General features: G+C 49.5%; 22 protein-coding genes. 13 read left to right on the top strand and 9 right to left on the bottom strand.

All coding sequences use genetic code 11. From position 1 onward, the window contains the following. The first annotated feature begins 830 nt into the window (after window positions 1-830). The 8 genes from WFP70_RS25895 (at window position 831) to WFP70_RS25860 (ending at window position 7,113) form a co-directional block, all read left to right on the top strand. Window positions 831-1,181 (top strand): SOS response-associated peptidase family protein, encoded by a 351-nt coding sequence (locus WFP70_RS25895; RefSeq protein ID WP_337024834.1) that lies wholly within the window; start codon window positions 831-833, stop codon window positions 1,179-1,181. A 406-nt stretch (window positions 1,182-1,587) separates the two neighbouring features. Continuing rightward, window positions 1,588-2,046, top strand: a complete 459-nt coding sequence (locus WFP70_RS25890; protein WP_337024835.1) for an FUSC family protein — start codon at window positions 1,588-1,590, stop codon at window positions 2,044-2,046. Between the two features lie 456 nt (window positions 2,047-2,502). After that, window positions 2,503-2,892 (top strand): hypothetical protein, encoded by a 390-nt coding sequence (locus WFP70_RS25885; RefSeq protein WP_337024836.1) that lies wholly within the window; start codon window positions 2,503-2,505, stop codon window positions 2,890-2,892. 364 nt (window positions 2,893-3,256) lie between these two features. Then, the gene (locus tag WFP70_RS25880) at window positions 3,257-4,063 is read left to right on the top strand and encodes a transporter substrate-binding domain-containing protein (protein WP_337024837.1); all 807 of its coding nucleotides are present in this window, start codon (window positions 3,257-3,259) and stop codon (window positions 4,061-4,063) included. 33 nt (window positions 4,064-4,096) lie between these two features. Then, a complete protein-coding gene (locus WFP70_RS25875; RefSeq protein WP_337024838.1) occupies window positions 4,097-4,771 on the top strand; it encodes an amino acid ABC transporter permease in 675 nt (224 codons plus the stop codon). Next, window positions 4,771-5,511: an amino acid ABC transporter permease gene (locus WFP70_RS25870; protein WP_337024839.1), complete on the top strand. Its 741-nt coding sequence runs from the start codon at window positions 4,771-4,773 to the stop codon at window positions 5,509-5,511. The genes WFP70_RS25875 and WFP70_RS25870 overlap by 1 nt, the downstream gene beginning before the upstream one ends. 22 nt (window positions 5,512-5,533) lie before the next feature. Next, window positions 5,534-6,271, top strand: coding sequence for an amino acid ABC transporter ATP-binding protein (locus tag WFP70_RS25865; protein ID WP_337024840.1), 738 nt, complete (start codon window positions 5,534-5,536; stop codon window positions 6,269-6,271). Between the two features lie 107 nt (window positions 6,272-6,378). Next, window positions 6,379-7,113 carry a GntR family transcriptional regulator gene (locus WFP70_RS25860; RefSeq protein ID WP_337024841.1) on the top strand — a complete coding sequence of 245 codons (735 nt, stop codon included), beginning with the start codon at window positions 6,379-6,381 and terminating at the stop codon, window positions 7,111-7,113. A gap of 62 nt (window positions 7,114-7,175) precedes the next feature. Here the strand turns inward: WFP70_RS25860 and WFP70_RS25855 are convergent, their stop codons facing one another. The 8 genes from WFP70_RS25855 to WFP70_RS25820 form a co-directional block, all read right to left on the bottom strand. Beyond that, window positions 7,176-7,601, bottom strand: a complete 426-nt coding sequence (locus WFP70_RS25855) for a Rid family hydrolase (protein ID WP_442956373.1) — start codon at window positions 7,599-7,601, stop codon at window positions 7,176-7,178. A gap of 25 nt (window positions 7,602-7,626) precedes the next feature. Next, window positions 7,627-8,427: an SDR family NAD(P)-dependent oxidoreductase gene (locus tag WFP70_RS25850; protein WP_337024842.1), complete on the bottom strand. Its 801-nt coding sequence runs from the start codon at window positions 8,425-8,427 to the stop codon at window positions 7,627-7,629. Window position 8,428: 1 nt separating this feature from the next. Then, complete coding sequence (locus WFP70_RS25845; protein ID WP_337024843.1) at window positions 8,429-9,169, bottom strand: amino acid ABC transporter ATP-binding protein; 741 nt, start codon at window positions 9,167-9,169, stop codon at window positions 8,429-8,431. Next, on the bottom strand, window positions 9,166-9,822 hold the full coding sequence (locus WFP70_RS25840) for an amino acid ABC transporter permease (protein WP_337024844.1): 657 nt from the start codon (window positions 9,820-9,822) through the stop codon (window positions 9,166-9,168). The genes WFP70_RS25845 and WFP70_RS25840 overlap by 4 nt, the downstream gene beginning before the upstream one ends. A 2-nt stretch (window positions 9,823-9,824) precedes the next feature. Then, on the bottom strand, window positions 9,825-10,487 hold the full coding sequence (locus WFP70_RS25835) for an amino acid ABC transporter permease (RefSeq protein ID WP_337024845.1): 663 nt from the start codon (window positions 10,485-10,487) through the stop codon (window positions 9,825-9,827). Window positions 10,488-10,520: 33 nt separating this feature from the next. Then, window positions 10,521-11,348 carry a transporter substrate-binding domain-containing protein gene (locus WFP70_RS25830; RefSeq protein ID WP_337024846.1) on the bottom strand — a complete coding sequence of 276 codons (828 nt, stop codon included), beginning with the start codon at window positions 11,346-11,348 and terminating at the stop codon, window positions 10,521-10,523. Between the two features lie 97 nt (window positions 11,349-11,445). Further along, window positions 11,446-12,513, bottom strand: coding sequence for an LLM class flavin-dependent oxidoreductase (locus WFP70_RS25825; protein ID WP_337024847.1), 1,068 nt, complete (start codon window positions 12,511-12,513; stop codon window positions 11,446-11,448). A gap of 23 nt (window positions 12,514-12,536) precedes the next feature. Further along, complete coding sequence (locus WFP70_RS25820; protein WP_337024848.1) at window positions 12,537-13,142, bottom strand: flavin reductase family protein; 606 nt, start codon at window positions 13,140-13,142, stop codon at window positions 12,537-12,539. 893 nt (window positions 13,143-14,035) lie between these two features. Between WFP70_RS25820 and WFP70_RS25815 the strand changes: the two genes are divergently transcribed. The 4 genes from WFP70_RS25815 to WFP70_RS25800 all read left to right on the top strand — a co-directional run bounded on the left by WFP70_RS25815 (window position 14,036) and on the right by WFP70_RS25800 (window position 19,440). After that, entirely contained in the window at window positions 14,036-15,067 is a 1,032-nt protein-coding gene (locus WFP70_RS25815) for a LacI family DNA-binding transcriptional regulator (RefSeq protein WP_337024849.1), read from the top strand. A gap of 523 nt (window positions 15,068-15,590) precedes the next feature. Then, window positions 15,591-16,325, top strand: a complete 735-nt coding sequence (locus WFP70_RS25810) for a gluconate 2-dehydrogenase subunit 3 family protein (protein ID WP_337024850.1) — start codon at window positions 15,591-15,593, stop codon at window positions 16,323-16,325. Window positions 16,326-16,346: 21 nt separating this feature from the next. Beyond that, window positions 16,347-18,137 (top strand): GMC family oxidoreductase, encoded by a 1,791-nt coding sequence (locus tag WFP70_RS25805; RefSeq protein WP_337024851.1) that lies wholly within the window; start codon window positions 16,347-16,349, stop codon window positions 18,135-18,137. Further along, the gene (locus WFP70_RS25800) at window positions 18,130-19,440 is read left to right on the top strand and encodes a c-type cytochrome (RefSeq protein ID WP_337024852.1); all 1,311 of its coding nucleotides are present in this window, start codon (window positions 18,130-18,132) and stop codon (window positions 19,438-19,440) included. Before WFP70_RS25805 ends, WFP70_RS25800 begins: the two co-directional genes overlap by 8 nt. A gap of 53 nt (window positions 19,441-19,493) precedes the next feature. On the opposite strand, the gene WFP70_RS25795 is transcribed toward WFP70_RS25800, so the two are convergent. Continuing rightward, complete coding sequence (locus tag WFP70_RS25795) at window positions 19,494-21,476, bottom strand: sigma 54-interacting transcriptional regulator (RefSeq protein ID WP_337024853.1); 1,983 nt, start codon at window positions 21,474-21,476, stop codon at window positions 19,494-19,496. Window positions 21,477-21,909: 433 nt separating this feature from the next. Between WFP70_RS25795 and WFP70_RS25790 the strand changes: the two genes are divergently transcribed. Continuing rightward, window positions 21,910-22,364, top strand: a 455-nt coding sequence (locus WFP70_RS25790; RefSeq protein WP_337024854.1) for a Gfo/Idh/MocA family oxidoreductase, incomplete at its 3' end; no start/stop codon positions are given.

Here is a 22,364-nt window from a genome sequence, read left to right as displayed (position 1 = left end):
TCTGCTCTTCGGTGAATCGTGACTTTTTCATCGGCACAACCTCCGCTCAGGGGAGTCATTATCATGCCGGAATTCTGTTTCTGAATGGAGCAGGATTTCGGGTCAGGGTCAATGCTAGGTAATAAGCGTCTAATGTAAACAATCGCGCTACTTACGCCGCAGCGGGTGCACTGGTGACTGATATGGAAAACAGCCCTGATTTGCAGCCAGCCCGGAAGGATCGGGTGCAGACGTTTAGCTAAGCGGCACTTGCGCGAGGCCGCCCGGGTGGCAGATTTCTGCACGGCGGGGAAACTCGATGCACAATACAGTACGGTAGGAGATGAACAGGGCACAGCCCCGGACGGCGGCGTTATGCCGGTGGGTCATTAGCGGCCACGGCTTTGTGTGTCCAGTGAAGGCGCCAGCCTCAGCTGGCTGCATGAGTGGGTGTGGACGTTTCCATCAGACCCCAGCCGACAGGCCCGTAACGCATTCATTCGTGGTTCGGCGGGGCTTGCCGGCTTTGCCAGTTAGCGCAGTCGGGCTGACGACCCGGCGACGCCTGTGAGCCGAAGGGGGACACTCGGGATTCTTCAAAGGTAAAGTTAGCTGTGAGGAATTAGCGAATCTAACATAGCGATTCCCGGGCTGTTCACAATCATGCCCGATCATAACCCGTGGCAGAAGCTACAGGCTATGTCCGGAAGCACTTTACACAGGTATTTATATAATTTTAAAGGGGAAATGATGATTCAACATTTATAAATGGACGACAAAGATTAATCCGCTGTGGCACCATGGGTGCGCCATCGTGCCCGCTGATGCCTGGTTCTAATGGAAGAACGAAGGTGATAAAAAGCAGCCGTTTTGCATCCATCACAAAGATAATCACCCCCTTTGCTGCCATCGGCAGGCAGCCGTACGGGCAGGACCACGTAAAAGAGGGATTTGTGATTGTGACGTCGCCCAGCAACAGGGGTATGGTCGATATTCACGACAGGCGCCCGCTGGTGATTGCTCCCGACGCCGTTCGCGAGTGGCTGAGCGCCGGCACGTCACCTGAGCGGGCTGAAGAAATCGCGCACGATGCCGCCGTGCCCGAAAAGGCGTTCACGTGGCACGCAGTAGGCAGAAAGCTGGGTAACATCCATCATAAGGGCAGGGATCTGATTAATGCCATCCCGGAGGAGAATGGCTGAACTGTTTGTCGCAAAATCGCTTCTTCACGGGGATGTCTTTTATGACCAAGGAAGACATGACTCTGACCGCGATATATTAATCAATGGGAGCAGGCCAGAAGCGCCCGGTCAGAGTGCTACAACGGATTAAGGGCTTGGGGAAAGCTGCCCGTAGTGGCTCTTAAAACGAATTATTTTAAAAGCTGATCGGCAAGATTTTAAAGGAGAAGTAGACAGTGTTATCAAGGATGGCCGCAACCGGATTTCTCATTTTTAGTCATTATCTAGCCCTGTTTGTATACAGGAGATTTCATGCCGTCTGAACCGGGTATCCGACACGATATTACGCTGGGGCTTTACTGCCTGCCCGCCATCATTGTTATCAGCGTTCCATCTGCAATGGTCGGTCATATGCGGCATGCTGGGGATGGCTGGTGCGCTTACGGCAGTTCATCTGCTTAACCTGACCAATGGCTACTGGGCGGGTATGACGCTGCTCATCTGCCTGCGAAATAATTACCGGGATACTTTATCAAGAGTGCAGGCACGAGTGCTTGGTACGCTCACAGGCTGCATTACAGCAGCTGGCTTTATAGATTATTGCAGCAGTCCATTATTCACAATGACTGGCTTTATTATCGCCGGATTTGCTGCCTTCACCTTCTCTTATTCAATGATTAATCGCTCGTATGGCCTCTTCAGCTTTCTCATCACAACAATGGTGGTTTTCATGATCTCCGGATTCGGCATTCCTCAGACAGGTATTGCCATACATCGGTTTGAGTCAACTGCTCTGGGAGGGGCAACTGCTATTCTGGCGATCATATTTACCCGGATGGCCACGCGCGAACAAATTCTGAAGGTTAGCCGCTCAGGGCCAGGTTGAGTACCAACAAAAAATTTATGCCATTCAGGTCACATGCGAGGGCCAGGGCATGATGTCAGGCCGCAGAATCCTCCCGCTCATACGATGAATGCAGGGTGCCATTATGCAGAGCGGTGCCAGAAATGAACTTTTCCGGATCTAATCGGATGCGGAGACAGGACAGCGGGCTGAACAGGAAAGGATTTGGCTTGTTTCAGGCCAGCTTTCGCGTTTTTTGTGAAAATAAGCCATGGTTGTTTCAACAGTACCTGATTTGCCGCTATCGGGGCGAGGGGATCTGCGCACCCTCACCGTGCGTAACATTCCCTCGGCCGTGGACGAGGGAATCACCGAGCAGGCCAGAAAAGTCGGACGTACAAAGAGTGACTTCCTGAAGGAGTTTCTGGTGGCCACGTTCGGTGACCTGATCGGAAACTTTATCCGACCAGCGAGCTCGTTGCCCTGATGGATCGCGAGATGTCGCGCATGATGGACGCCGAACTGAGGGAAAGCCCGTATGACTCAGGGCTGATGCTGGACGGCCACCGCGAGTTCTGCCGCATTCTGGGCATACTCAGTGAGGCCGATTTGCAGCGCATCATGATGGCAGGAGTGCCGCACCTGTTGGTGCGGGCACGGCAGCTGGAGGGGCTGACCCGCCTGTCGCAGGGTGCTTCTCTATACGCGGCCCTGCTTGCTGAAGCTGGCACGAGGGATGAGAAAACGCTGCTGACGCTTTACCGGTCTCAGTTTCACATGAAGAGTAAAGAGGGATTTCTGGAGGAAGCAGAAGAGTTCCGCGCCGCGATGGGCTGCCGCCGCTGGTGCGGGGAGATTTCTGACAGACTGACAAGTATGCCGCTTTAACGTCTTGTTAAGGGTTAAATCATTTTCAAGTTAGCTGACCAAACTACAACCGCGGTTTAGATATCAAGTATTTTCACTAAAATGGTGCGCCTGCACCAATATCTATGCATGAATTTCCTATTAAATGATTGAAAGAATAAGAATTTAATATAACGTCAATATATCAGTAAGTTAGCAATACTCTTTAGCGAACAAACTTTATTTTAAACTATGCCAATATCCCCTATCCCATTGATATAAATATAATAAAAATCCATCCCACTGAGTTTTGCGGGTTAATTGACAAATGCACAGATTGTTGACAATCATCAATCTCAATTACCGGGGAAGTTATTCTTAACGCCTTATTGAGAGAGAACGCGCTATGTTAAAAAAATTGAAAACCGTGTTGTTCAGTTTCTTAGTCTTAATTCTTTTAACCAACGTTTCCAGTGCCAGAACGCTGGACGAGATCATTAAAAGTGGGGTGTTGAAGGTTGGTGTGTTACCGAATTCACCGCCACAATCCTCGATTGGTGCCACCAATCAGCTGGAAGGTTTTGATGTTGATGTTGCCAATAAACTGGCGAGTGAACTAGGGGTTAAAACTGAGTTTGTCATGACAGAGATTGCACAGCGCGTACCCTTCCTCGTTGCAGATCGAATTGATATCTGTCTGGGTGGCTTAACCCGCACCGTCGAGCGCGCCAAATCCATCAGTTATACCGTGCCCCTTCACACCGAATCGATGGGGGTGCTCACGACTAACAAATTAGCGATTACCAACTGGAAAGAACTCAATAACGATAAATACACACTGGTACTGATTCGCGGCGTCTGGACTGCGGACTTCATCAAACAGAATCTTCCAAAAGCGAAGATTCTGTTTGTCGATACCATGGCGGATACCATCCGCGCGTTGGCTCAGGGCCGTGCCGATGCGTTAGTTGAGAACATTGAATTCTATGTGCCATTCACAAAAAACTACCCCAACGTGCAGTGGAAAATCATGCCAGAAGCGCTAAATACCGCTTATGACGGGATTGGCCTCGCTCAAAACAACACTGCACTGCGCGACGTATTGAACGTTGCCCTCTTTGACATGCACACCAGCGGTTTCGTAAATGAGACTTGGGAGAAATGGTTCAAGGCGCCCATGTTAGTCAAAGTGGTGCCAACACCTTATTTCTGATCGTCTGCGTGAAGCCAACAAGGGGAAAAAACCATGCATTACAGTTTTCAGTTTGGTGAGGTCTTAAAGCATTGGCCTGAATTACTGTCAGGCGCGATGATGACGCTGCTGGTCGCGTTTCTTGCCTTCTGGATTGGCTCCGTGATTGGGTTGCTCGGCGCGCTGGCCGAGCAACACGCGCGTCCCGGTGTGCGCCGTATCGTACGTGTGTACGTGGTGTTCTTCACCAACACGCCATCGCTCATTCAGATCTTTGTTTTGTTTTATGGCCTGCCAGACTTTGGCATTGTGCTGTCCCCGCTGACAGCCGTGCTCATTGGGTTATCACTTAACGCGGGCGCATATCTGACCGATATTATGCGCAGCGGTCTTGTCTCAGTCAGTCAGACTGAGCTTGAAGCAGCCGCCACGCTTAATATGTCACGCTTTCAGAGTTTCCGGTTTGTCATACTGCCGCATCTGGCCAAAACCATCTATCCCCTTCTCTCCAATTTCTTTATCTGGATCCTGCTGGGCAGCTCGATTGGTGGATTATTTGGCGTCAATGAACTGAGCGGTGCGGTGATTGAAATCAGCTCTAGCACTTTCCGCAGTATTGAATCCTTTACCGTGGCGGCTGGCATGTATGTGCTCCTGACCTTTATCGCCAGCGCTTTCCTGTACGCCATTGGTTACTGGTGCTTCCGCGTTCGAGCGAGGTTTATCTGATGCTTACGTTATCCCAGCAGTTAGCTAATCTGTTCAGCCACTTTACGCTGGAATTCCTACTACAGGCCGCGCTGAACACCCTGAGTCTGTCAGCCATCGGCTGCTCGTTTGGCTTGATGACCGGTTTTCTGATCGCGTGCCTGCGACAGACCCGTCATATTGCATTTCAACCACTGCGCTTGCTGGCAATTATTTGTGTAGAACTGCTGCGACGCATCCCGTTCCTGGTAACACTGTTCCTGGTCTTTTTTATCTGCCAGGGGCTCGGTTACAGCTGGTCGTTTTACCTTATCGCACTGATCTCAGTATGTCTGATCGCCAGCGCCTATATGGCGGAGATCTTCCGTACCGGCTTCGAATCAGTGCCGAAGACCCAGATTGAAGCCGCGCAGACCCTTAACTTCAGCTACCGCCAGATTGTTTTTTATGTGATGGTTCCGCAGGCCTGGAAAGTCGTTATCCCCCCTGCCTTCAGCTTTATGGTCTCTTTTATCAAAGACACTGCGCTGGCATCGCAGCTCGGGGTGGTTGAGCTGACATTCTCCGCCAAGATCCTGATAAGCCGCGGCTACTCCGAGTTTCTCATCTATGGGGTTGTTTTGCTGATTTACTTTGCCATGTCCTGGCCGCTGAGCCTGCTCGGTCAGTGGCTGGAGCGACGCCTTTCAGCGCAGGGCGTGGCCACTCATCACGCGCGATCCGCAATAACCAAATCTTTATCATCATTAACACCACCGTGAACGCCGGTGCAGGAGCTACGCTATGTCACAATTAGAAATTGTCGAACTGAAATGCTCTTATGGCGAGCATCGGGTTTTGGACGGGATCAATCTGACGGTCAAACCGGGAGAAATTGTCAGCCTCATTGGAGGGTCCGGATCGGGTAAAAGTACCTTGCTGCGCGTGATTATGGGCTTAACAAAACCGGAAGGCGGTGCGGTTCGCGTGAAGAATATCGAAGTGGATTATGATTCACAGCAGAGCGTCAGAGATATTCGTGAGAAAGTGGCAATCGTGTTCCAGCAATACAATCTCTTCCAGAATATGAGCGTACTGCAGAACGTGATGGTGACACCGGTCAAAGTACAGAAACGTAACCAGAAAACAGTCCGTGAAGAGGCGTTAACACTGCTGGAAAAGGTGGGCATGCGCCACAAATCGGAAGCTTTCCCCGCCAATCTCTCAGGGGGACAGCAGCAACGCGTTGCCATCAGCCGTGCTCTGGCCCTCAGGCCCCAAATTTTACTGCTCGATGAAGTCACCTCCGCACTCGACCCAGAGCTGGTGGGAGAGGTGCTGAATACTGTACGTCAGCTGTCGCGTGAGGGCATTACGATGGTCCTGGTGTCTCATGAAATGCGCTTTGTCAGGGAGGTATCAGATAAGGTCGCAATGATGGATCAAGGCAGGATTATTGAGTTCGGGACACCCGAGGAGATTTTTGATGCGCCTCAACATCAACGCACGCAGGAATTTATGCAAAAGATAGCCTGGCATTAATCCACAAAGCGGCGGCTTAGGGCCGCCATAGTGAAGATTATCGACAATGAGTGAGTTCTGCCGCTATGCTGTCCTCATTTACTTTAACGCAGGGATGTCTGACTGTTATGCCAAATAATAAAGAGAGTGCAGGCCGGGCGCAGCTGGTTCCAATGAACAATATTGCCAGTTCCGAACATGCAGCTGATCAGATTCGTAATGCCATCATTAAGGGCCTTTTCCGTCCGGGCGACCGACTCATAGAAAAAAACCTGACTGAGCAACTTAATATATCCCGCCATCCGATTCGGGAAGCGCTACGCCGCTTAAGCCAGGAAGGCCTGATAGAAGTGCGTCCTAATCGCGGTGCGGTGGTGGCCAAACTCGATCCTGCCAGCATTTTTGAGGTTTATGCGATTCGCTCTGCGCTTGGTGAGCTGGCGCTGAAGGTGTTTCATGACAATCCGGAACTGCCCTCTGCAGACCAAATGAAAGCGCTCGACAAGATGGCTAATGCCGCAGTGAAGCTGGCAGGTCAGGACAACCAGCAGGCAACCATTCAGAACGATTTAGAGTTTCAGGAAGCTATCGTGATCGCTAGCGGGCTGGAACGTTGTGCCCGTTATTTCGAAGAAACCACGGTTGAAGTGCAGCGATTTAATAATCTGACCGGGATTGTGTATATCGAACGGGAAGCCGATGCGCAGAAATATGTTGTGGCGCTACTGGAAGCGATCAAACTGCGTGACATCGATCGCGCTCTGAGTATCTGGAAAGACAAATTTGCTAAGGCTGTTTCACGCTACATGTCTTTGCTGGAAAAAGAGCAGAATCCGCTCAAGAGCAGCAAAAAAGGGAAGTAAATCAGATCTCCGGCATGTGACCGATAACAATAAGGTCGCCATCACTGGCGACCTCCTTTTTTTTACAGCGAAATAACCAGTCGCTTTTGTGGCATCTCCCCCGCACCGCGATACGCAGTGATCTCAACCTCGAAAAGGTATTCCGGCCCACCTAACGGGGAACAGGTCACGCAGCTGGCGGGATCAACCCCCCGATACTTTTCACCAATGAACGCCATCACCGCTTTGACATCTTCCTGACGCGGAATAAACAGGCGTGAACGCACCACATCAGCCAGCGATGCACCAACCGAAGCCAGTGCACCTTCAACATTTCGGAATGCCTGCTCTGCCTGCGCGACTGCAGTCTCTGGCATGGCACGTGTTTTGTAATCGCGCCCGGCAGTCAGCGACATAAAAATCCAGTCGCCCAGTACCACTACGCGCGAATAGCTTTCCTTATCCTCCAGAATACTGCCGGATTTCACTTTGGTAATTTCGTTGATCATGATGTCTCCTGGTTGAGTTAAAAAATTAAAGAGAGATGCCGCCATCAATGATGACCGTTTGCCCGGTGATCATGCGGCCGGCAAAACCGAGATAAACAATCAGCTCCGCCACGTCATCGGGTGTGCACCAACGTTGAAGTGGCGTCGCGGCAACCGTGCTGCGACGGCGTTCATCCGACCACTCTATGGCCCATGAGCTCTCCACTGATCCTGGTGCCACGGCGTTAACCCGCACTTCGGGTGCCAGCGCGTGAGCCAGATTTTTGGTCAGATTGATCACACCAGCCTTCGATGCGCTGTAGGCAATTGTGCTAGCAATGGAACCAAAACCGGCTATCGACGCGGTATTCACAATCGCACCTTGACTGGCTTTCAGGCTGGCGGCAGCGGCTTTAGAGCAGCGGAACACACTCATCAGATTCACATTAAGAAGCGTCTGCCAGATGTCTTCTGACACGCTTTCCAAATCCTGCACGGGGATCGGTTTTGTCACGCCAGGCGTACCGGCGTTGTTGACCAATAAATCGAGGCCTCCCAGCGCTTCAACCGCATGCTTAACCATCGCATCGGCCTCTGCGGCATCAGAAAGATCGCCCGGCGCGCCTATCACGGCTAGTCCTTCCGCTTTCAGGCTGGCAACGGCGGCTTTTCCACGAAGATCCTGCGGCAAATAGTTGATCGCTACGCTGGCTCCGCTGCGCGCCATAAGCTGCGCAACTTCAAAACCAATACCGCTTGCTCCACCGGTGACCAGTGCCGTCTTGCCCTGCAAATCGAAGGTCATCATGTTGCGTTGCTCCAGATTGAATTGAAAAGAAAGGGCCATTTCAGGCCGCCTGCTCGCTGCGCATTTCGCGACGCATAAATTTACGAGTTTGTTCCTGAGTGGGATGGTCAATCACCTGCAGTGGGCTGCCAATCTCACACACGCTGCCTTGATGCAGGAACGCCACGCGATCGGCTGACTCGCGGACAAAACCAATATCGTGAGTCACCACAACCATGGTCATGCCCTCCGATTTCAGCAGACGCATGGTGGCCAGCACCTCCCCTACCAGTTCGGGATCTAAAGCTGATGTCACTTCATCAAACAGCATGTAAGAGGGATTCATGGCCAGCGCGCGCGCGATAGCAAGGCGTTGCAGCTGTCCGCCAGAGAGTTGTGAAGGCATCATCAGGGCCTTGCCACCAAGGCCGACATGTTCGAGATGTTTTTGCGCCAGCAATAGCGCCTCACGCTTCCCCGTTTTCGCCACCACCTGAGGGGCCAGCGCAACGTTTTCCTGCGCGTTCAAATGCGGAAACGCGTTGTATTGCTGGAACACAATGCCCAGCTTGCGACGCAGATGATTAATATTGGTACTGGGGGCGTGTACGCTCATCCCATCTACGATGATTTCGCCGCCCTGAATGCCCTCCAGGCCATTGATGCATTGCAGCAGGGTCGATTTCCCCGACCCGCTGGCACCAATCAGACACACGAGCTCACCCTTCTCAATATTCAGATCAATTCCTTTCAGCACGCTGACTGCGCCAAAGGCTTTCTGCACATTTTTTATTTCGATCATAGAGCCACCTTTTTTTCCAGATAACGGCTATAACGGGAAACGGGGTAACAAATCAGGAAATAGAACACCCCTGTGCCCAGCAGCAGTAACCAGGTATCATGTGTACGTGTAATCAGTGATTGTGTGGCGCGCATAAACTCGACATAACCCACGACGCCAGCCAGCGCACTGTCTTTGATGAGACTCAACAGCAGATTCACCCACGCACTTAAACCATTGCGCAGTGCTAGCGGCAGGGACACGTGACACAACTCCTGCAAGCCCGTCATTCCCAGCGACCGGGCGCTTCGGCGGAAGGTATGCGGCACCGCAATGAAACTGGCCCGGGCCACTTCCGATGTCACACAGGCCATCCATACACCAAGGGCAAGGCTACCCAGCACATAAGGTGACAGCGGCAAATCCAGCAAAGAAAACAGGCTGTTGAGCACAATTAGCGTGATGATCATGGGTACGCTTCGAAAGATGTCGATAAGCGGTGCCGTTGCCACCCGGAAACTGATGGAGACGGAGCGCGCCCAACCAAGCGGTATACCGAGCATCGTGCCAAGCACCCCCGCCGTAGCGGCCATTGCCAGCGTATTCAGCGCGCCCAACAGCAAAAACCAACTGTCGGACCACTGTAAAGGCTGATAACCGAGAACAAATTGCATGGTTACCTCCGGTACATCAGGCGGAATGTCAGCAGCGCCCCAAACTGAATAAATTTGGCGATGACGTAATAAATACCTGCAGTGACGACGAAAAATTCAAAGGTACGATAGCTGATCGATTGCGCAGATTGCGTGGCGCCGGTTAATTCACGCAACCCAATCAACATCCCCATAGAAGTATTGAGCATGGCCCAGATGCACTGCGTAACGAATGGCAGGAATACGACCTTGAATACTTGTGGGAATATAACGTAGCGAAGCGCTTCACGTGGTGTCATCCCCAATGATCGGGCCGTCGCCATTTGTTGGCGCGGAATGGCATTCAAGCCTCCACGGAATATCTCCGTCATGTAGCCGGCATTATTAAAAGCTATTGCAATCAGCACAGCGGCATAACTGGATATATTGATCCCCAGCGTACCGAGACCGAAATACATAATATAAACCTGAAATAAAACCGGCGTGTTTCGTGAAAGTTCCACCCACCAACTGGTGGCATAATACATCCACCCCTGACTGCTTTGGCGAATAACAGACATCGGTAAAGCTAATGCCATACCGATCACCACGGAAAGTAGTGTTATCTGTAATGTTACCCAAGCGCCAGAGAGTAATTGTGGCCATGCATCGAAGACGACAGACCAATAAAACTGATAATCCTGCATGGGCATACCCTGGGTCAGACAATATTTGGAATGTTAGAAATCAACACCAGCCATGGTCAGAGACGGGAGTGGACCATCACCCATATATTTCTTATACAACTCGGCATAGCGACCAGACACGACCTGATGCCACACAAACACGCGAGCCCAGTTCAGGAATTCCGGATCGCCTCGACGCACAGCCAAACCATCCATATCCGCAAGCGGCGCCAGTCCTGCTGAGGTAAAGGTTGGATACTGCCCGCTCTTCTCCAGCGTGTTATAGACCGATGATGCCTGCAAAATAGCGTCGACTTTGCCTTGCTGCAGCGCCATAAACACCTCAGCATCGCTGCCATAGCCAATGTACGTTGTGCCGGTATCTTTCCATTTCCCCTGCAGTTCCTTGGTAAAGAGCTGCTCAAAGGTCGACCCTGTTACGGCACCGAGTTTTTTACCTTTAAGGTCTTCATAGCTTTTTATGCCGGTATCTTTGCGGGTCATAACCGTGATGGTGTAATTCACATAGGGTTGTGTGAAGGCCACCGTCATGGCGCGCTCAGGAGTGATAGTGGTGGAGCCTACGACAATATCCACGCGTTTAGACACTAATGCCGGAATACGATCTGACGCTGGCGTCTGAACAATAACCGGCTCAACACCCAATGATTTCGCCATATCATTGCAATAGGCCACATCGTAACCGTCTGGTTTATTATCCGGTGTGATATAACCCGAAGGCGGTGAATCCAGAACGACCGCACAACGTAATTTCTTTGCTTTGACTACAGCATCCAGCGTGGAATCCGCCTGTGCCATTTGGATAAATAATAATGAAGAGAATGCAATAAACAATGCTAACTTCGTCGTCTTGTTAAACATAATGACTTCCCCGCGATGGTTTAGAATAATAAAAAAGCTCCACATAAAGGCGTTTAGTTCTTTACTGACAGGGTAAAAAATTTACGAGAAGATGAATTTATTTAATGCCGATATTTGCGATCGGACCTAACTCTTTTTCGACTAACGGGATGACTTCATTTTTAAATCGATAAAGAGAGCGCTGCGCGCGTTCCAGCGGTAAGCATCCAAACTGGAAGTTGCAGGTGTAATTCACCGGATTAAGACGTTGAATATCGGCAATCATTTTTTCTGCCACGATATGAGGGTCGCCCACCACCATGTTACTGGCGTATTGCTCCAGCGTATATTCGCCGTCGAAAGGCTCATTGCGAATGTAGCCGTTAGCGTCGAGCGGTAATGCGGGTTTACGCAGGTGGTTGGCCATGCGGCCCACGTATCGCGCACGCTCGGCGGCCTCAAGGGCTTCCGCTTTGCTGTCCGTAACGTGGACATACTGCATAATGGCAAGTGGTTTTGTGACAGGATTCTCGCCCAGGCTTTCCCAGCTTTGATTTAATCCATCGACCATTTTGTACAGCACGGGCGAACCCAGGGTGCTGGCGGCATGGAATGGCGTAACCTGCCATTTTTTAAGTCTATCCAGTAAACGAGGGTGAGAAGTGGTGGCAAACAGGGGCGGCAGCGGCGTCTGATACGAGCGAATAGCGAACGTGGTTTGCGGGATGCTCAGGTGCTCCCCCTGATACTCCACTTCACCGTTGACCAGCGCCTGCTCAATCACATCCCAGTATTCCAGGAAGATATCGACTTTTTTCTCCAACTCCACGTCATACCGGTCAAACTCGTACTGCTGGTAACCCGTACCCATACCCAGAACCAGACGACCGTCTGTCATCGCATCCACCGCGGCAATTTCCTGTGCTAAACGCAGCGGCTGATAGAGCGGCAGGACTAACACACCGGGTGCCAGTTTAATTTTTGAGGTCCAGCTTGCGGCATTTGCCACCATGAGCAGCGGCGAGGGGCTGCTCGAATAGTTGGCAAAATGGTGTTCAGCAAACCAGGCAATATCAAAACCAACCTCTTCTGCGGTTCTGACCATGGTCTGCGTATCATTCATCACACCTTTCACGCCTTGCGGGTGGTCGCGCAAAGTCATCAGGCTAAATAATCCAAGCTGCATTTTGTTCTCCTGCTACAAAAAAGTCAGATTGCTAAACCAGCAACCGCGGAAATTAAAGGGGTGGACGTGACGTACGCGCCGTTCTGGTACAACAGCGGGGCGATTGCTTCGCTGAACTGGCAGTCGCTGACCTGGCCAATCACGATGTGATGTGTTGCGTACGCTACGGTTTGCTCGAGTTCACAAAACAGAGTGGCCTGCGCATCGCAGAGATAAGGCACGCCATGTGCGTTAGTCTGCCACTCGCCCACCGCAAAGCGCTCATCGGCAGAAAGCGGAGTACTGAAGCTTTGCGACACGCGGGTGTGATTTAAACTGAGTAGATTGATGCAGTATTTACCGCTTGCCAGAAGCGGCTCCAGAACGCTGGACGAGCTGTTGATGCATACGAGTATCGATACAGGATCGAAACACAACGATGTCACTGCCGTCGCGGTGATGCCGTAACGTTTGCCTTCATGCTGGCAAGTAATGACGCATACCGTGGCGGCAAGTCGACGCATACAGTGCCGAAAGTTATCGCGAACAGGTGAATTCAAAGCAGTACCCCCGCCTGATTGAGTGAAAACTTGCTGATTGTAGACAATCAAATTCAGCCTAAATAGTAGATTATCAACAATATTAACCATGTGCACTCATCATTCGATACGCTGATTAATTTGTCAACGCATAGGCTATTTACTCGACATAGGGAATTTTTATGTATGAATTTAGCGATTGTAAAACAGATGGTTAGTCTTTCTTATCGCATGAAGAGATTGAACTGACTGCTGACAAATATCCAGTATGAGGAATGGGTAAACTGGTCATGTAGATTGTTGAAAATCCGACTGAGCCACTTATAACGCCACTTGCGTTAATGAATAATTTGAACGTTTGGAGGGCGTGTGGCATACGTTAATTTTCTGCGTAAACGGCGTGAAGCCAGAGCGTGGCATAATCTACCAAGCCCTGAATCACACATCAGCCCGACTCCAATATGACCGTTACAATCAGACCCCAGCCGGCAGGCCCGAAACGCCTCCTTTTGCGGTTCGGTGTAGCTAATCGGCTTGCCGGTTAGCGTAGTCGGGCTGACGACCCGGCGAGCCGGGGAGCCGAAGGGGGAGCAGCAGTATGTAAATGCTTTGCCGCTTGATACAGTGAAGCGATAAAGATCCGAAACAGCTTTAATAATGCACTGGTTTGAAAAGCATCAGTCAAAGAAGAGGTAAGACAAAGAGACAGCGCGCCTAAAAAAGAAAGGTTGGGCATTCTCCGGCCCGGAGTGCCGCCTGCCGTTTAGCGCGCCAGAAGCAGGCAGAGTTGCTCATGCCTGGCAGAATCCGTTACCTGATCCCACACCTCAACCTGGCGTTCGTGCGAGTCGGCGAGCGTTAACGCCTGGCACTTAATGAGGTCATTACTAATATCGCAGTGTATTAACCAACGGTGAGCAGGTCACATAATTATTAATCCTGCTGTTTCGTGGTAAACTTCAGTGTTAAAACATCCACAATTCAATTGGTCAACGATGCAAAAAATGGACGAGAAGAGAAGCAGAAAAAAAGCCACTGCCACTGAAGTTGCTGAACTTGCAGGCGTCTCTAAATACACGGTGTTGCGGGCATTTAAAGATGGGGCTTCAATTTCACCCCATTCCCGTGAAGCTGTCATGGCTGCGGCGGATAAGCTGGGATTCCGTCCTAATTTGTTAGCCCGTAGTTTGAAAAATCAGAAGACCCATCTAATAGCTATGCTGGTCGATGAATTTCAAAACCCGCATACATTGATGATTCTGGATGAGGTCACTAAGCAACTGGGAGAACGCGGATATATGACCATTTTATTTAATGTGGGCTCTGACGACAAATACATGTCGGTACTTAATATGGCTGGTCAAATGCAGGTTGATGGGATGATCTTTGCCGCTACAATTTTACGTGATGAACTGATTGTGATGTCGAAAGAGCTTTATCAGGTCCCCTCTTTCCACATTTGCCGTAGCACCGATAACCCCCATGTAGATGTCGTAAACATTGATGGTTATGAAGCATCGAGGCAGCTTGGTGACTTGCTCATTCAGCAAGGATATCAGCGCTATGCTTATATGAAAGGTCATGACACGCCATCATCTCAGTTGATGCGAGTAGATGGGTATCGAGCAAGTTTAAAAGAAGCAAACCTGCAGCTTGATAAAACATTTATTGCTGGTCATTACGATCGTGAACTTTCATATAAGTTAATTAAAGACTACCTCGAAAGCACGCCAGAAAATGAGAGAATTGATGCCCTTTTTTGCGAAAATGATGTGCTAGCTGTTGGTGCTATTCAGGCAGTAAGGGATTTTGGTCAGGGTGCTCATATTGGTATTGTTGGTTTCGATGATATAGATGAAGCAAGAACCACGACATGGGAATTAACAACATGGTCACAGCGTGCTGATCTTCAAATAACAGAGGCTATCAATCGTCTTATTGATGGTATTGCCGATGAAGATGGTACCTGGCGACTGGGTGAAATTCGCGTGCGTAAATCCCATTTAAAACCAGTCGATTGTAGATCCAAAGTGTAACATTTTTGTAAAGCTCGAAAACTCATTGCTTATCTCCCCTTTACAAGGTGCTTTAAAAACAACCTACACAACCCTATTGCTAACTCTCACCAGACGAATCGCACTTTTTGTTCATTTCACTAAAAAGTGCTGATTGAGTTTACATCCCACTGATTTTATTAATTAAAAAAACAGTTAATACCCCCTTCCTCTGTAGAGTCTTTCTTGCCATCGATGGCAATAACTCGTTGCCATCGATGGCAAAGATACACATAATCGCAACAACTTTGGTTTGCGACTCTGGTTGAACATGTTCCAGGCGATGCACGTACGTGAACTTTGTCGAGAATTGCTGAAACGAGATACTGGCGAAATCAAAGTGTTGTTAGGGATATGCAATATTAAAAAAGTTGGATAGTTAAAGCGGTCTGATTTGATAGTGAAATCAGTTAATTATTCTATAAAACACTGTCTATAAGATTCACCTTATTTATTTAGTGAGCGTGGTTCGGTTAGTCGGTGACTCTGTATGTTGGAGCATCGTATGAAACGTAGAAGTTTTATTCAGGCAGGATTAGTGCTGGCAAGCACAGGAACAGCAGCATCAATTTTTAAACCGGCTGGCGCCGCCGAGAGAGTATTTAAGGGCGGAGAATTGTGGAGAGCTAAAGCAACTTTACCCCCCACTCCAGCTGATCCCACTAAAAGATTATTTCTGACTGATCGTGAAGCTACGTTAGTTAAAGCAATTTTTGACCGTCTCATCCCTGCAGATGATGTCAGCATTGGTGCTTCTGAAGCGGGTTGCGTTGTCTTTATTGACAATCAACTAGCCGGAAGTTATGGCGATGCAGCATGGCGCTACAAGGGCGGTCCTTATGAACAAGGGACTGAATCGCAGGGGAATCAGAGTCCCTTAACGCCTCGCGATATTTATCGCAAAGGGCTTGCTGAGTTAGACCAACACTGCAAAGAAACTCTCGGAAAATCGTTTGATGAATTATCCGACGATGAAAAAGATCACTATCTGGAACAGATGGAAGATTCCAAATTTAAGTATCCAAGCTTTACGTCTTCAGGTGCGTTATTCGGTCAGTTCCTCTCCAACGTCATGGAGGGATTCCTTGCTGATCCGATTTATGGCGGTAACCGCAACATGGTTGGCTGGAAAATGATCGGCTTCCCCGGTGCTCGATATGACTACCGGGATGTGGCCAAACTTAAGGGCCAAAAGCTCTCCATTGAGCCCATCAGCATCATCGATCTCCTGAAAGCATAAGCAGACTTAGGATATAAATTTATGAATTACACCAGACCAAAGGCTGACGCGGTGATCGTTGGCCTGGGATGGGCCGGTTCTCTCATGGCAGAAGAACTGACCCGCGCAGGACTCAATGTTGTCGTTATCGAACGTGGCGCATGGGAACAGACGCAAAAAAACTTCTCACCCGCAATTGCTGCCGATGAGCTTCGCTACGGCGTACGTCGTGAGATCTTAAAACCACCAAGCGTGGAAACACTGACCTTCCGTAACTCTCCCAATCAGAAAGCTCAGCCGGCTCGCGAACTCAACATTTTTATGATGGGCAACAGCGTTGGCGGTGCAGGAAAACACTGGGCAGCGAATGCCTGGCGTTTTAACCCTTCCGATTTTGAAATGGAAACCCGCCTTAAGAATCGCTATCACAATATGGACTTGGCTGACGGTCTGATTGTTCAGGACTGGGGCGTAACATACGAAGAGCTTGAACCGTTTTACGATCGTGTGGAAAAAATTGCCGGTATCTCAGGAAAGGCGGGCATCATTAATGGCGTTAAGCAGGACGGCGGCAACCCGTTTGAGGGCAGTCGTACCAGCGAATATCCAACTCCCCCACTCATCCGTTCGCACTGGAATGACATATTCCACAAAACTACCGAGGGTATGGGCTATCACCCGTTCCCAATCCCGGGCGGTACGATTGGCGCAGCATATACCAACCCGCTTGGAATCAATCTGGCACCATGTACATATTGCGGTTTTTGCGGATTATATGGCTGTGGCAACTGGTCTAAATCCTCGCCAAATATTTGCGTGATACCTGCGTTGATGGATCGCACTAATTTAACAATGCTGACGGAATGTACCGTGCTGCGTGTTGAGAAGGCGGAAGACGGCAAAACCGTTACCGGCGCGACTTTCCTCGATTCAGATGGAAATACAGGTTTCCAGCCCGCAGACATCGTGTGTATCTCAGCTTACCAGCTGGATAACGTTCGCCTGCTGTTACTGTCCGAAATTGGCACACCATACGACCCTGCCACCGGTAAAGGCACGCTGGGGCGCGCATATAACTATCAGACAATGGTGAATGCATTCCTTTACTTCGAAAATGAACACATGAATCCGTTCATATCGACGGGTGCGCTGTCGACGCAGATCGATGATTTCAACGGCGACAATTTCGACCATACGGGGTTAGGATTCCTGGGCGGCGCGGGCATTCAGGCCTTGTCAGATCAGGGAACCCCATTGAGCCTGGCTGATCGTGTTCCTGCAGGCACGAAACTCTGGGGTTCAAAATGGAAAAAAGCATTCCAAAAGAGTTACCAGAACTTCGGTAAAATTCAGGGACAAGGCACCTCTTACTCACACAAAGATTCCTATTTGTCGCTCGATCCCCATTATAAAGATGCCAATGGCCAGCCATTGATGCGGATGACGTTTGATTACAATGAAAACGACAAACGTATGGCGAATTACATTCGTGACCGCATGGAAGAGATCTGCAAGAAGTCTGGTGCAACTTCGTGGGAAATCGTTTCGATTCCGGACAAGCATAACTCTCCGTTCACTCCTTATGACAGCTCCCATACCATTGGTGGGGCGGTGATGGGATTAGATCCTGAGACGTCAGTGCTTAACCGCTATCAGCAACACTGGGATGCACACAACCTGTTCGTTCTTGGCGCCTCATCGTTCCCTAATAATGCCGGATACAACCCAACAATCACGCTAAGTGCGCTCACTCTCTGGACAGCGCACGCCATCGTGAATGATTACCTGAAAAATCCGGGTTCATTGGTGCATCAAGGAGCGAAGAATGTCTAAAAAAATCCGACGTGCCGGGTTAGGCATCGTTTATCTAGCAGTAGTGGGTGCACTGGGTTACACCGCGCTGGTGCAATATGATGTGCATAAGAGCTATCCGCAAGAGATTCAGCCGGAAAAAGGTGAGGCACTCCAGGCTCAGATTAAACGTGGCGAATATGTGGCACGCTTGTCAGACTGTACAGCCTGTCATACGGCCCAGGGAGGGAAGTCGTTTGCCGGGGGTTATAGGTTAGAAACACCTTTTGGTGACATTCTCTCTTCAAATATCACCTCTGATAAAGAAACGGGTATTGGAAACTGGACACAAGAGCAATTCGACCGTGCTGTTCGTCATGGGATTGGCTCACATGGCCATCTCTATGCAGCGATGCCTTATAATGCTTATGCCAAGCTTACCGATCAGGATTTGACTGACCTGTGGGCTTACGTTCGCACCATCCCGCCCGTCAACAATAAGGTTGTCGAGAACCAGCTGCCATTCCCTTTCAATCAACGCTGGACACTGGCCGGTTGGAATCTGCTCTTCTTTAAAGATCAGCAATTCAAACCTGACACTGCTGAAACCGCTGTCATCAATCGTGGTCAATATTTGGTGGACGGTCCTGGGCACTGTGCTTCATGCCACACCGCTAAAAACTTCCTCGGAGGAGATTCATCTGCTTATCTGCAGGGCGGAAACTTAGAAGGCTGGCATGCACCTGACCTCACCCAGAATCCACATACTGGACTAGGATCGTGGAGCCAGGAGGATATCGTTGATTATCTGCGTTCCGGTACTAACCGCATGGCTGCATCTTCTGGCCCAATGACTGAAGCGATCGAAAATTCAACTCAGTACATGAAGCAAGACGATTTAGAGGCAATAGCCAGCTACCTGAAATCATTGCCTGCTTCACCGGTGAATAGACCGTCGGCAATTAGCAGCAATGATAACGCTATGATGGTGGGTAAAAAGGTGTACGAGTCGCAGTGTAATGCCTGTCACGTTTCGGACGGTTCAGGGATTCGCAATATGATCCCTGCGCTGGCAAATAACCCACAGGTAAACGCAGAAGATCCATCAAGCTTACTGAATGTGGTACTTAACGGCAGTCAGGGACCGTTCACCCACGCAAACCCAACGTCTGCAGGCATGCCTGAATTCGCCTGGAAGCTTTCGGATGACAATATTGCGGATGTAATGACATATATTCGTAATAGCTGGGGTAATGCTGCTCCTGCAGTGACCACGGAAACCGTATCGAAGGCACGAAAAACCATGAATTCGCAATCATGGCTGGGTGATAAAGTTAACAAGTGACCTCATCAGAAACCGCCTCTTACAGGCGGTTTCTGATGCACGACAAAAACTTCTCAGAGTTTACGATATTCCGTAGGTTCAATACCGTGGCGCTTTAGTTTGTTGTATAACGCGCCTCTTGATAGATTCAGCGCTAAGGCAACCTGACGCAAATTTCCTTTTTTTTCTTTAAGACAAAGTTCAATCAGGGTTTTCTCCCCATCCTTTAGATTGTAATTGTTCGCGCTGTCTCTACCGACTGAGATGGCCGAAAATTGTGATTCAGAAGCCCACAACTCCTCCGGCAAATTGGATATGTCTATTTCATATGAATCTGTGAGGTTAATTGTTCTTTCGACGATATTCTCAAGCTCACGAACATTTCCGGGCCAGTCATAATTTTCCAGAATTTCGATAGCAGCAGGTGTAAATCGAGCTCCTTTACGACCCAATACTCCACATATCTTTTCACAAAACCAGTCAGCAAGTTCTTTTATATCGTCTCTTCTTGCACGTAACGGAGGTATTGGCAAACATATGACGTTTAACCGGAAATAAAGATCTCTGCGGAATGAACCATTCTCAACGTCTTTTTTAAGATTTCGGTTCGTCGCGGCAATAATTCTGACATTGACTTTGAGCGGTCGCTTGCCCCCAATCCGCATCACCTCACTTTCCTGCAATACCCTTAAAAGACTGGCTTGCGCTTCAAGTGGCATATCGCCGATTTCATCAAGGAAAAGCGTTCCGCCGTCTGCCAGCTCAAATTTGCCTGCCGTTCCTCCTCGCCGCGAACCCGTAAATGCACCGTCTTCATAACCAAATAGTTCACTTTGAACTAAATCCCGTGGAATTGCTCCACAGTTGACAGCAAGAAACGGTCCATTCAGACGATTACTGCAATTGTGAATAGATTGTGCAAAGAGCTCTTTGCCGGTACCGCTTTCACCTGTAAGCAGAACCACACTTTCACTTTTGCCTGCATTGCGTGCGTTATTACGAGTCTCCTGCATAACCCGGGATTGACCGAGAATCATATCGAAATTATAACTTGCACTGCTGCCTATCACTCTGTGAGTAATGTCCCGCACGCGGCGGTTTTCCCTCATTGATATAACCCGTCCTCCTTCAGGGGTCATAACAGCAGAGATAAGACACGAAACCCGCACATTTGGAGAGGGGCAAAAAGTAATATTACGATCTTTACAGGCTGGTAACGTTTTGAGGGAGCAATTCTCAGGCATCAGCACTTCATCTGCATCATGGAAGCAGACACTTTCTGAAAGGTTCAAAATCTGACGGGCATAGCGATTTAACTGTCTGATCGCACCCTGCGCGTTTATCACCAAAACCCCTTCATTCAGGGCTTCCAGCACAGACATATGTTCATTAAGAAGGTGGCGTAATGCAAGCTGCTGAGAAATCGCTTCGGCTGCAGCCTGAACCGTCCCCAGTGTGTGATAATGAAAATAGCCGGGATTTGCAGTAAGGGTCAAAACACCGAGCATGACCCCATTTTCATCTCTGATAGGAGCAGCTGCGCAGTGTTTACCTCTTAATCGTAAGGCTTCTTTGTAATTTTCAGCGTTAAGCATGTATACCAGTCGGTTTTCTTTCAGGCAGCGTCCCGTGCAGTTAGTACCAGAGACCCCCTCGCTTAGCAGGCTACCGACTGGTGTGAGATCCTGACCACAGTAATGCATTGTTACGCCACTTGCGTCAGTCAAATTTATGTGACCATCCGGGTTATGTGACAGCAGATTACGCATGATATCTCGTGCAATTGATATCATCTCCGCGTTACGCGTTAAGACCTTGCGAAGCTCGATCTCCTCACAGAATTGGTACTCAAATTTATAAGCATCAATGCCCTCTGTATGACTGCGTAGCCACGATGCATGAATGGCTGAACGCAAGCCGACAGGTGTTCGGCCCTGTTCAAAATCCTTCCATGCCTGTCCAAGCTCATTGATGTAGTTTGCGAAGTTTTGAGGATGGTTTTGAGCAGCGATCAGCTCCCACTCTTCATCCCAGATCTTCTCGCTAATTTGGTTCATATATTTCATTATTCAGCGGTGAGATGTGTCCATTCTATAGACATACCAGACAAGACATGTCTTTAATTTAAACACTTTGTGATCGGTGTCTTTTTTTAAATATATAAAAAATAATGAGAATGTGTTTTGGCATAACTGTTGCTATGTTTGGTTACAGCGGCAGTAAAAATGGAAGGAATTGTTTCACATGAATTTTTATGAAAAATTCACACCAACTCTTTCGCTTTAATCGGTAGGCAGGGTTTCCATGAGCCCTCAATGAACTCATGAAAATATCCAATGAAAAAAGTTGAAACTCGAAATCACTTTTTCAGGTTGAGACAAAAGTGGGGAATAGCACTTTAAAGACTTTATTTTCAATAAGTTATTATCAGATCAGTTTTGCACAAGTCTGAACAGTTAGTATTCTGAACCTACACCTAAGGAGATTTACATGTCAGTTAAAAGAACAGTTCGCGTAGGCCTGATTGGTGCCGGTCGTATGGGCAGTTTCCACGGTCAGACCGTTGCGCAGCTTATCCCCGGCGCGGTGCTCGCCGCAGTTGCCGATCCCGTTCCCGGCGCCGCCGAAAAGCTGGCCGCCACCCTTGGCGCGGAAAAGTCTTTTACCGATCCTCAGGCCATGCTCGACGACAGCACCATTGATGCCGTCGTCATCGCATCCCCTGCCCGCACCCACGCTGAACTCGTGGTCGCTGCCGCCAGGGCCGGTAAAGGCGTGTTCTGTGAAAAACCGATGGCCGTCACCCTCGAAGAGGCGGACAGCGCGATTGCCGCCGCCAAAAGCGCCGGCGTCGTTCTTCAGGTCGGCTTTAACCGCCGCTTCGTCAGCGGTTTCGCAGCCGCCTATGAAGACATTAAATCCGGACGCATCGGCGTGCCGCAGCT

Origin of the sequence: Pantoea sp. USMM079 (genome assembly GCF_037153115.1) — a bacterium.
Lineage (GTDB): Bacteria > Pseudomonadota > Gammaproteobacteria > Enterobacterales > Enterobacteriaceae > Pantoea > Pantoea communis.
This window is presented reverse-complemented; position numbering and strand designations above follow the sequence as displayed.

What these genes read in the sequence shown, in the direction of transcription:
- WFP70_RS25890 (WP_337024835.1), top strand. Translation starts at nt 1,588, where the DNA reads ATGGCTGGTGCGCTTACGGCAGTTCATCTGCTTAACCTGACCAATGGC.
- WFP70_RS25885 (WP_337024836.1), top strand. Translation starts at nt 2,503, where the DNA reads ATGTCGCGCATGATGGACGCCGAACTGAGGGAAAGCCCGTATGACTCA.
- WFP70_RS25880 (WP_337024837.1), top strand. Translation starts at nt 3,257, where the DNA reads ATGTTAAAAAAATTGAAAACCGTGTTGTTCAGTTTCTTAGTCTTAATT.
- WFP70_RS25875 (WP_337024838.1), top strand. Translation starts at nt 4,097, where the DNA reads ATGCATTACAGTTTTCAGTTTGGTGAGGTCTTAAAGCATTGGCCTGAA.
- WFP70_RS25870 (WP_337024839.1), top strand. Translation starts at nt 4,771, where the DNA reads ATGCTTACGTTATCCCAGCAGTTAGCTAATCTGTTCAGCCACTTTACG.
- WFP70_RS25865 (WP_337024840.1), top strand. Translation starts at nt 5,534, where the DNA reads ATGTCACAATTAGAAATTGTCGAACTGAAATGCTCTTATGGCGAGCAT.
- WFP70_RS25860 (WP_337024841.1), top strand. Translation starts at nt 6,379, where the DNA reads ATGCCAAATAATAAAGAGAGTGCAGGCCGGGCGCAGCTGGTTCCAATG.
- WFP70_RS25855 (WP_442956373.1), bottom strand. Translation starts at nt 7,601, where the DNA reads ATGATCAACGAAATTACCAAAGTGAAATCCGGCAGTATTCTGGAGGAT.
- WFP70_RS25850 (WP_337024842.1), bottom strand. Translation starts at nt 8,427, where the DNA reads ATGGCCCTTTCTTTTCAATTCAATCTGGAGCAACGCAACATGATGACC.
- WFP70_RS25845 (WP_337024843.1), bottom strand. Translation starts at nt 9,169, where the DNA reads ATGATCGAAATAAAAAATGTGCAGAAAGCCTTTGGCGCAGTCAGCGTG.
- WFP70_RS25840 (WP_337024844.1), bottom strand. Translation starts at nt 9,822, where the DNA reads ATGCAATTTGTTCTCGGTTATCAGCCTTTACAGTGGTCCGACAGTTGG.
- WFP70_RS25835 (WP_337024845.1), bottom strand. Translation starts at nt 10,487, where the DNA reads ATGCAGGATTATCAGTTTTATTGGTCTGTCGTCTTCGATGCATGGCCA.
- WFP70_RS25830 (WP_337024846.1), bottom strand. Translation starts at nt 11,348, where the DNA reads ATGTTTAACAAGACGACGAAGTTAGCATTGTTTATTGCATTCTCTTCA.
- WFP70_RS25825 (WP_337024847.1), bottom strand. Translation starts at nt 12,513, where the DNA reads ATGCAGCTTGGATTATTTAGCCTGATGACTTTGCGCGACCACCCGCAA.
- WFP70_RS25820 (WP_337024848.1), bottom strand. Translation starts at nt 13,142, where the DNA reads ATGGTTAATATTGTTGATAATCTACTATTTAGGCTGAATTTGATTGTC.
- WFP70_RS25815 (WP_337024849.1), top strand. Translation starts at nt 14,036, where the DNA reads ATGGACGAGAAGAGAAGCAGAAAAAAAGCCACTGCCACTGAAGTTGCT.
- WFP70_RS25810 (WP_337024850.1), top strand. Translation starts at nt 15,591, where the DNA reads ATGAAACGTAGAAGTTTTATTCAGGCAGGATTAGTGCTGGCAAGCACA.
- WFP70_RS25805 (WP_337024851.1), top strand. Translation starts at nt 16,347, where the DNA reads ATGAATTACACCAGACCAAAGGCTGACGCGGTGATCGTTGGCCTGGGA.
- WFP70_RS25800 (WP_337024852.1), top strand. Translation starts at nt 18,130, where the DNA reads ATGTCTAAAAAAATCCGACGTGCCGGGTTAGGCATCGTTTATCTAGCA.
- WFP70_RS25795 (WP_337024853.1), bottom strand. Translation starts at nt 21,476, where the DNA reads ATGAACCAAATTAGCGAGAAGATCTGGGATGAAGAGTGGGAGCTGATC.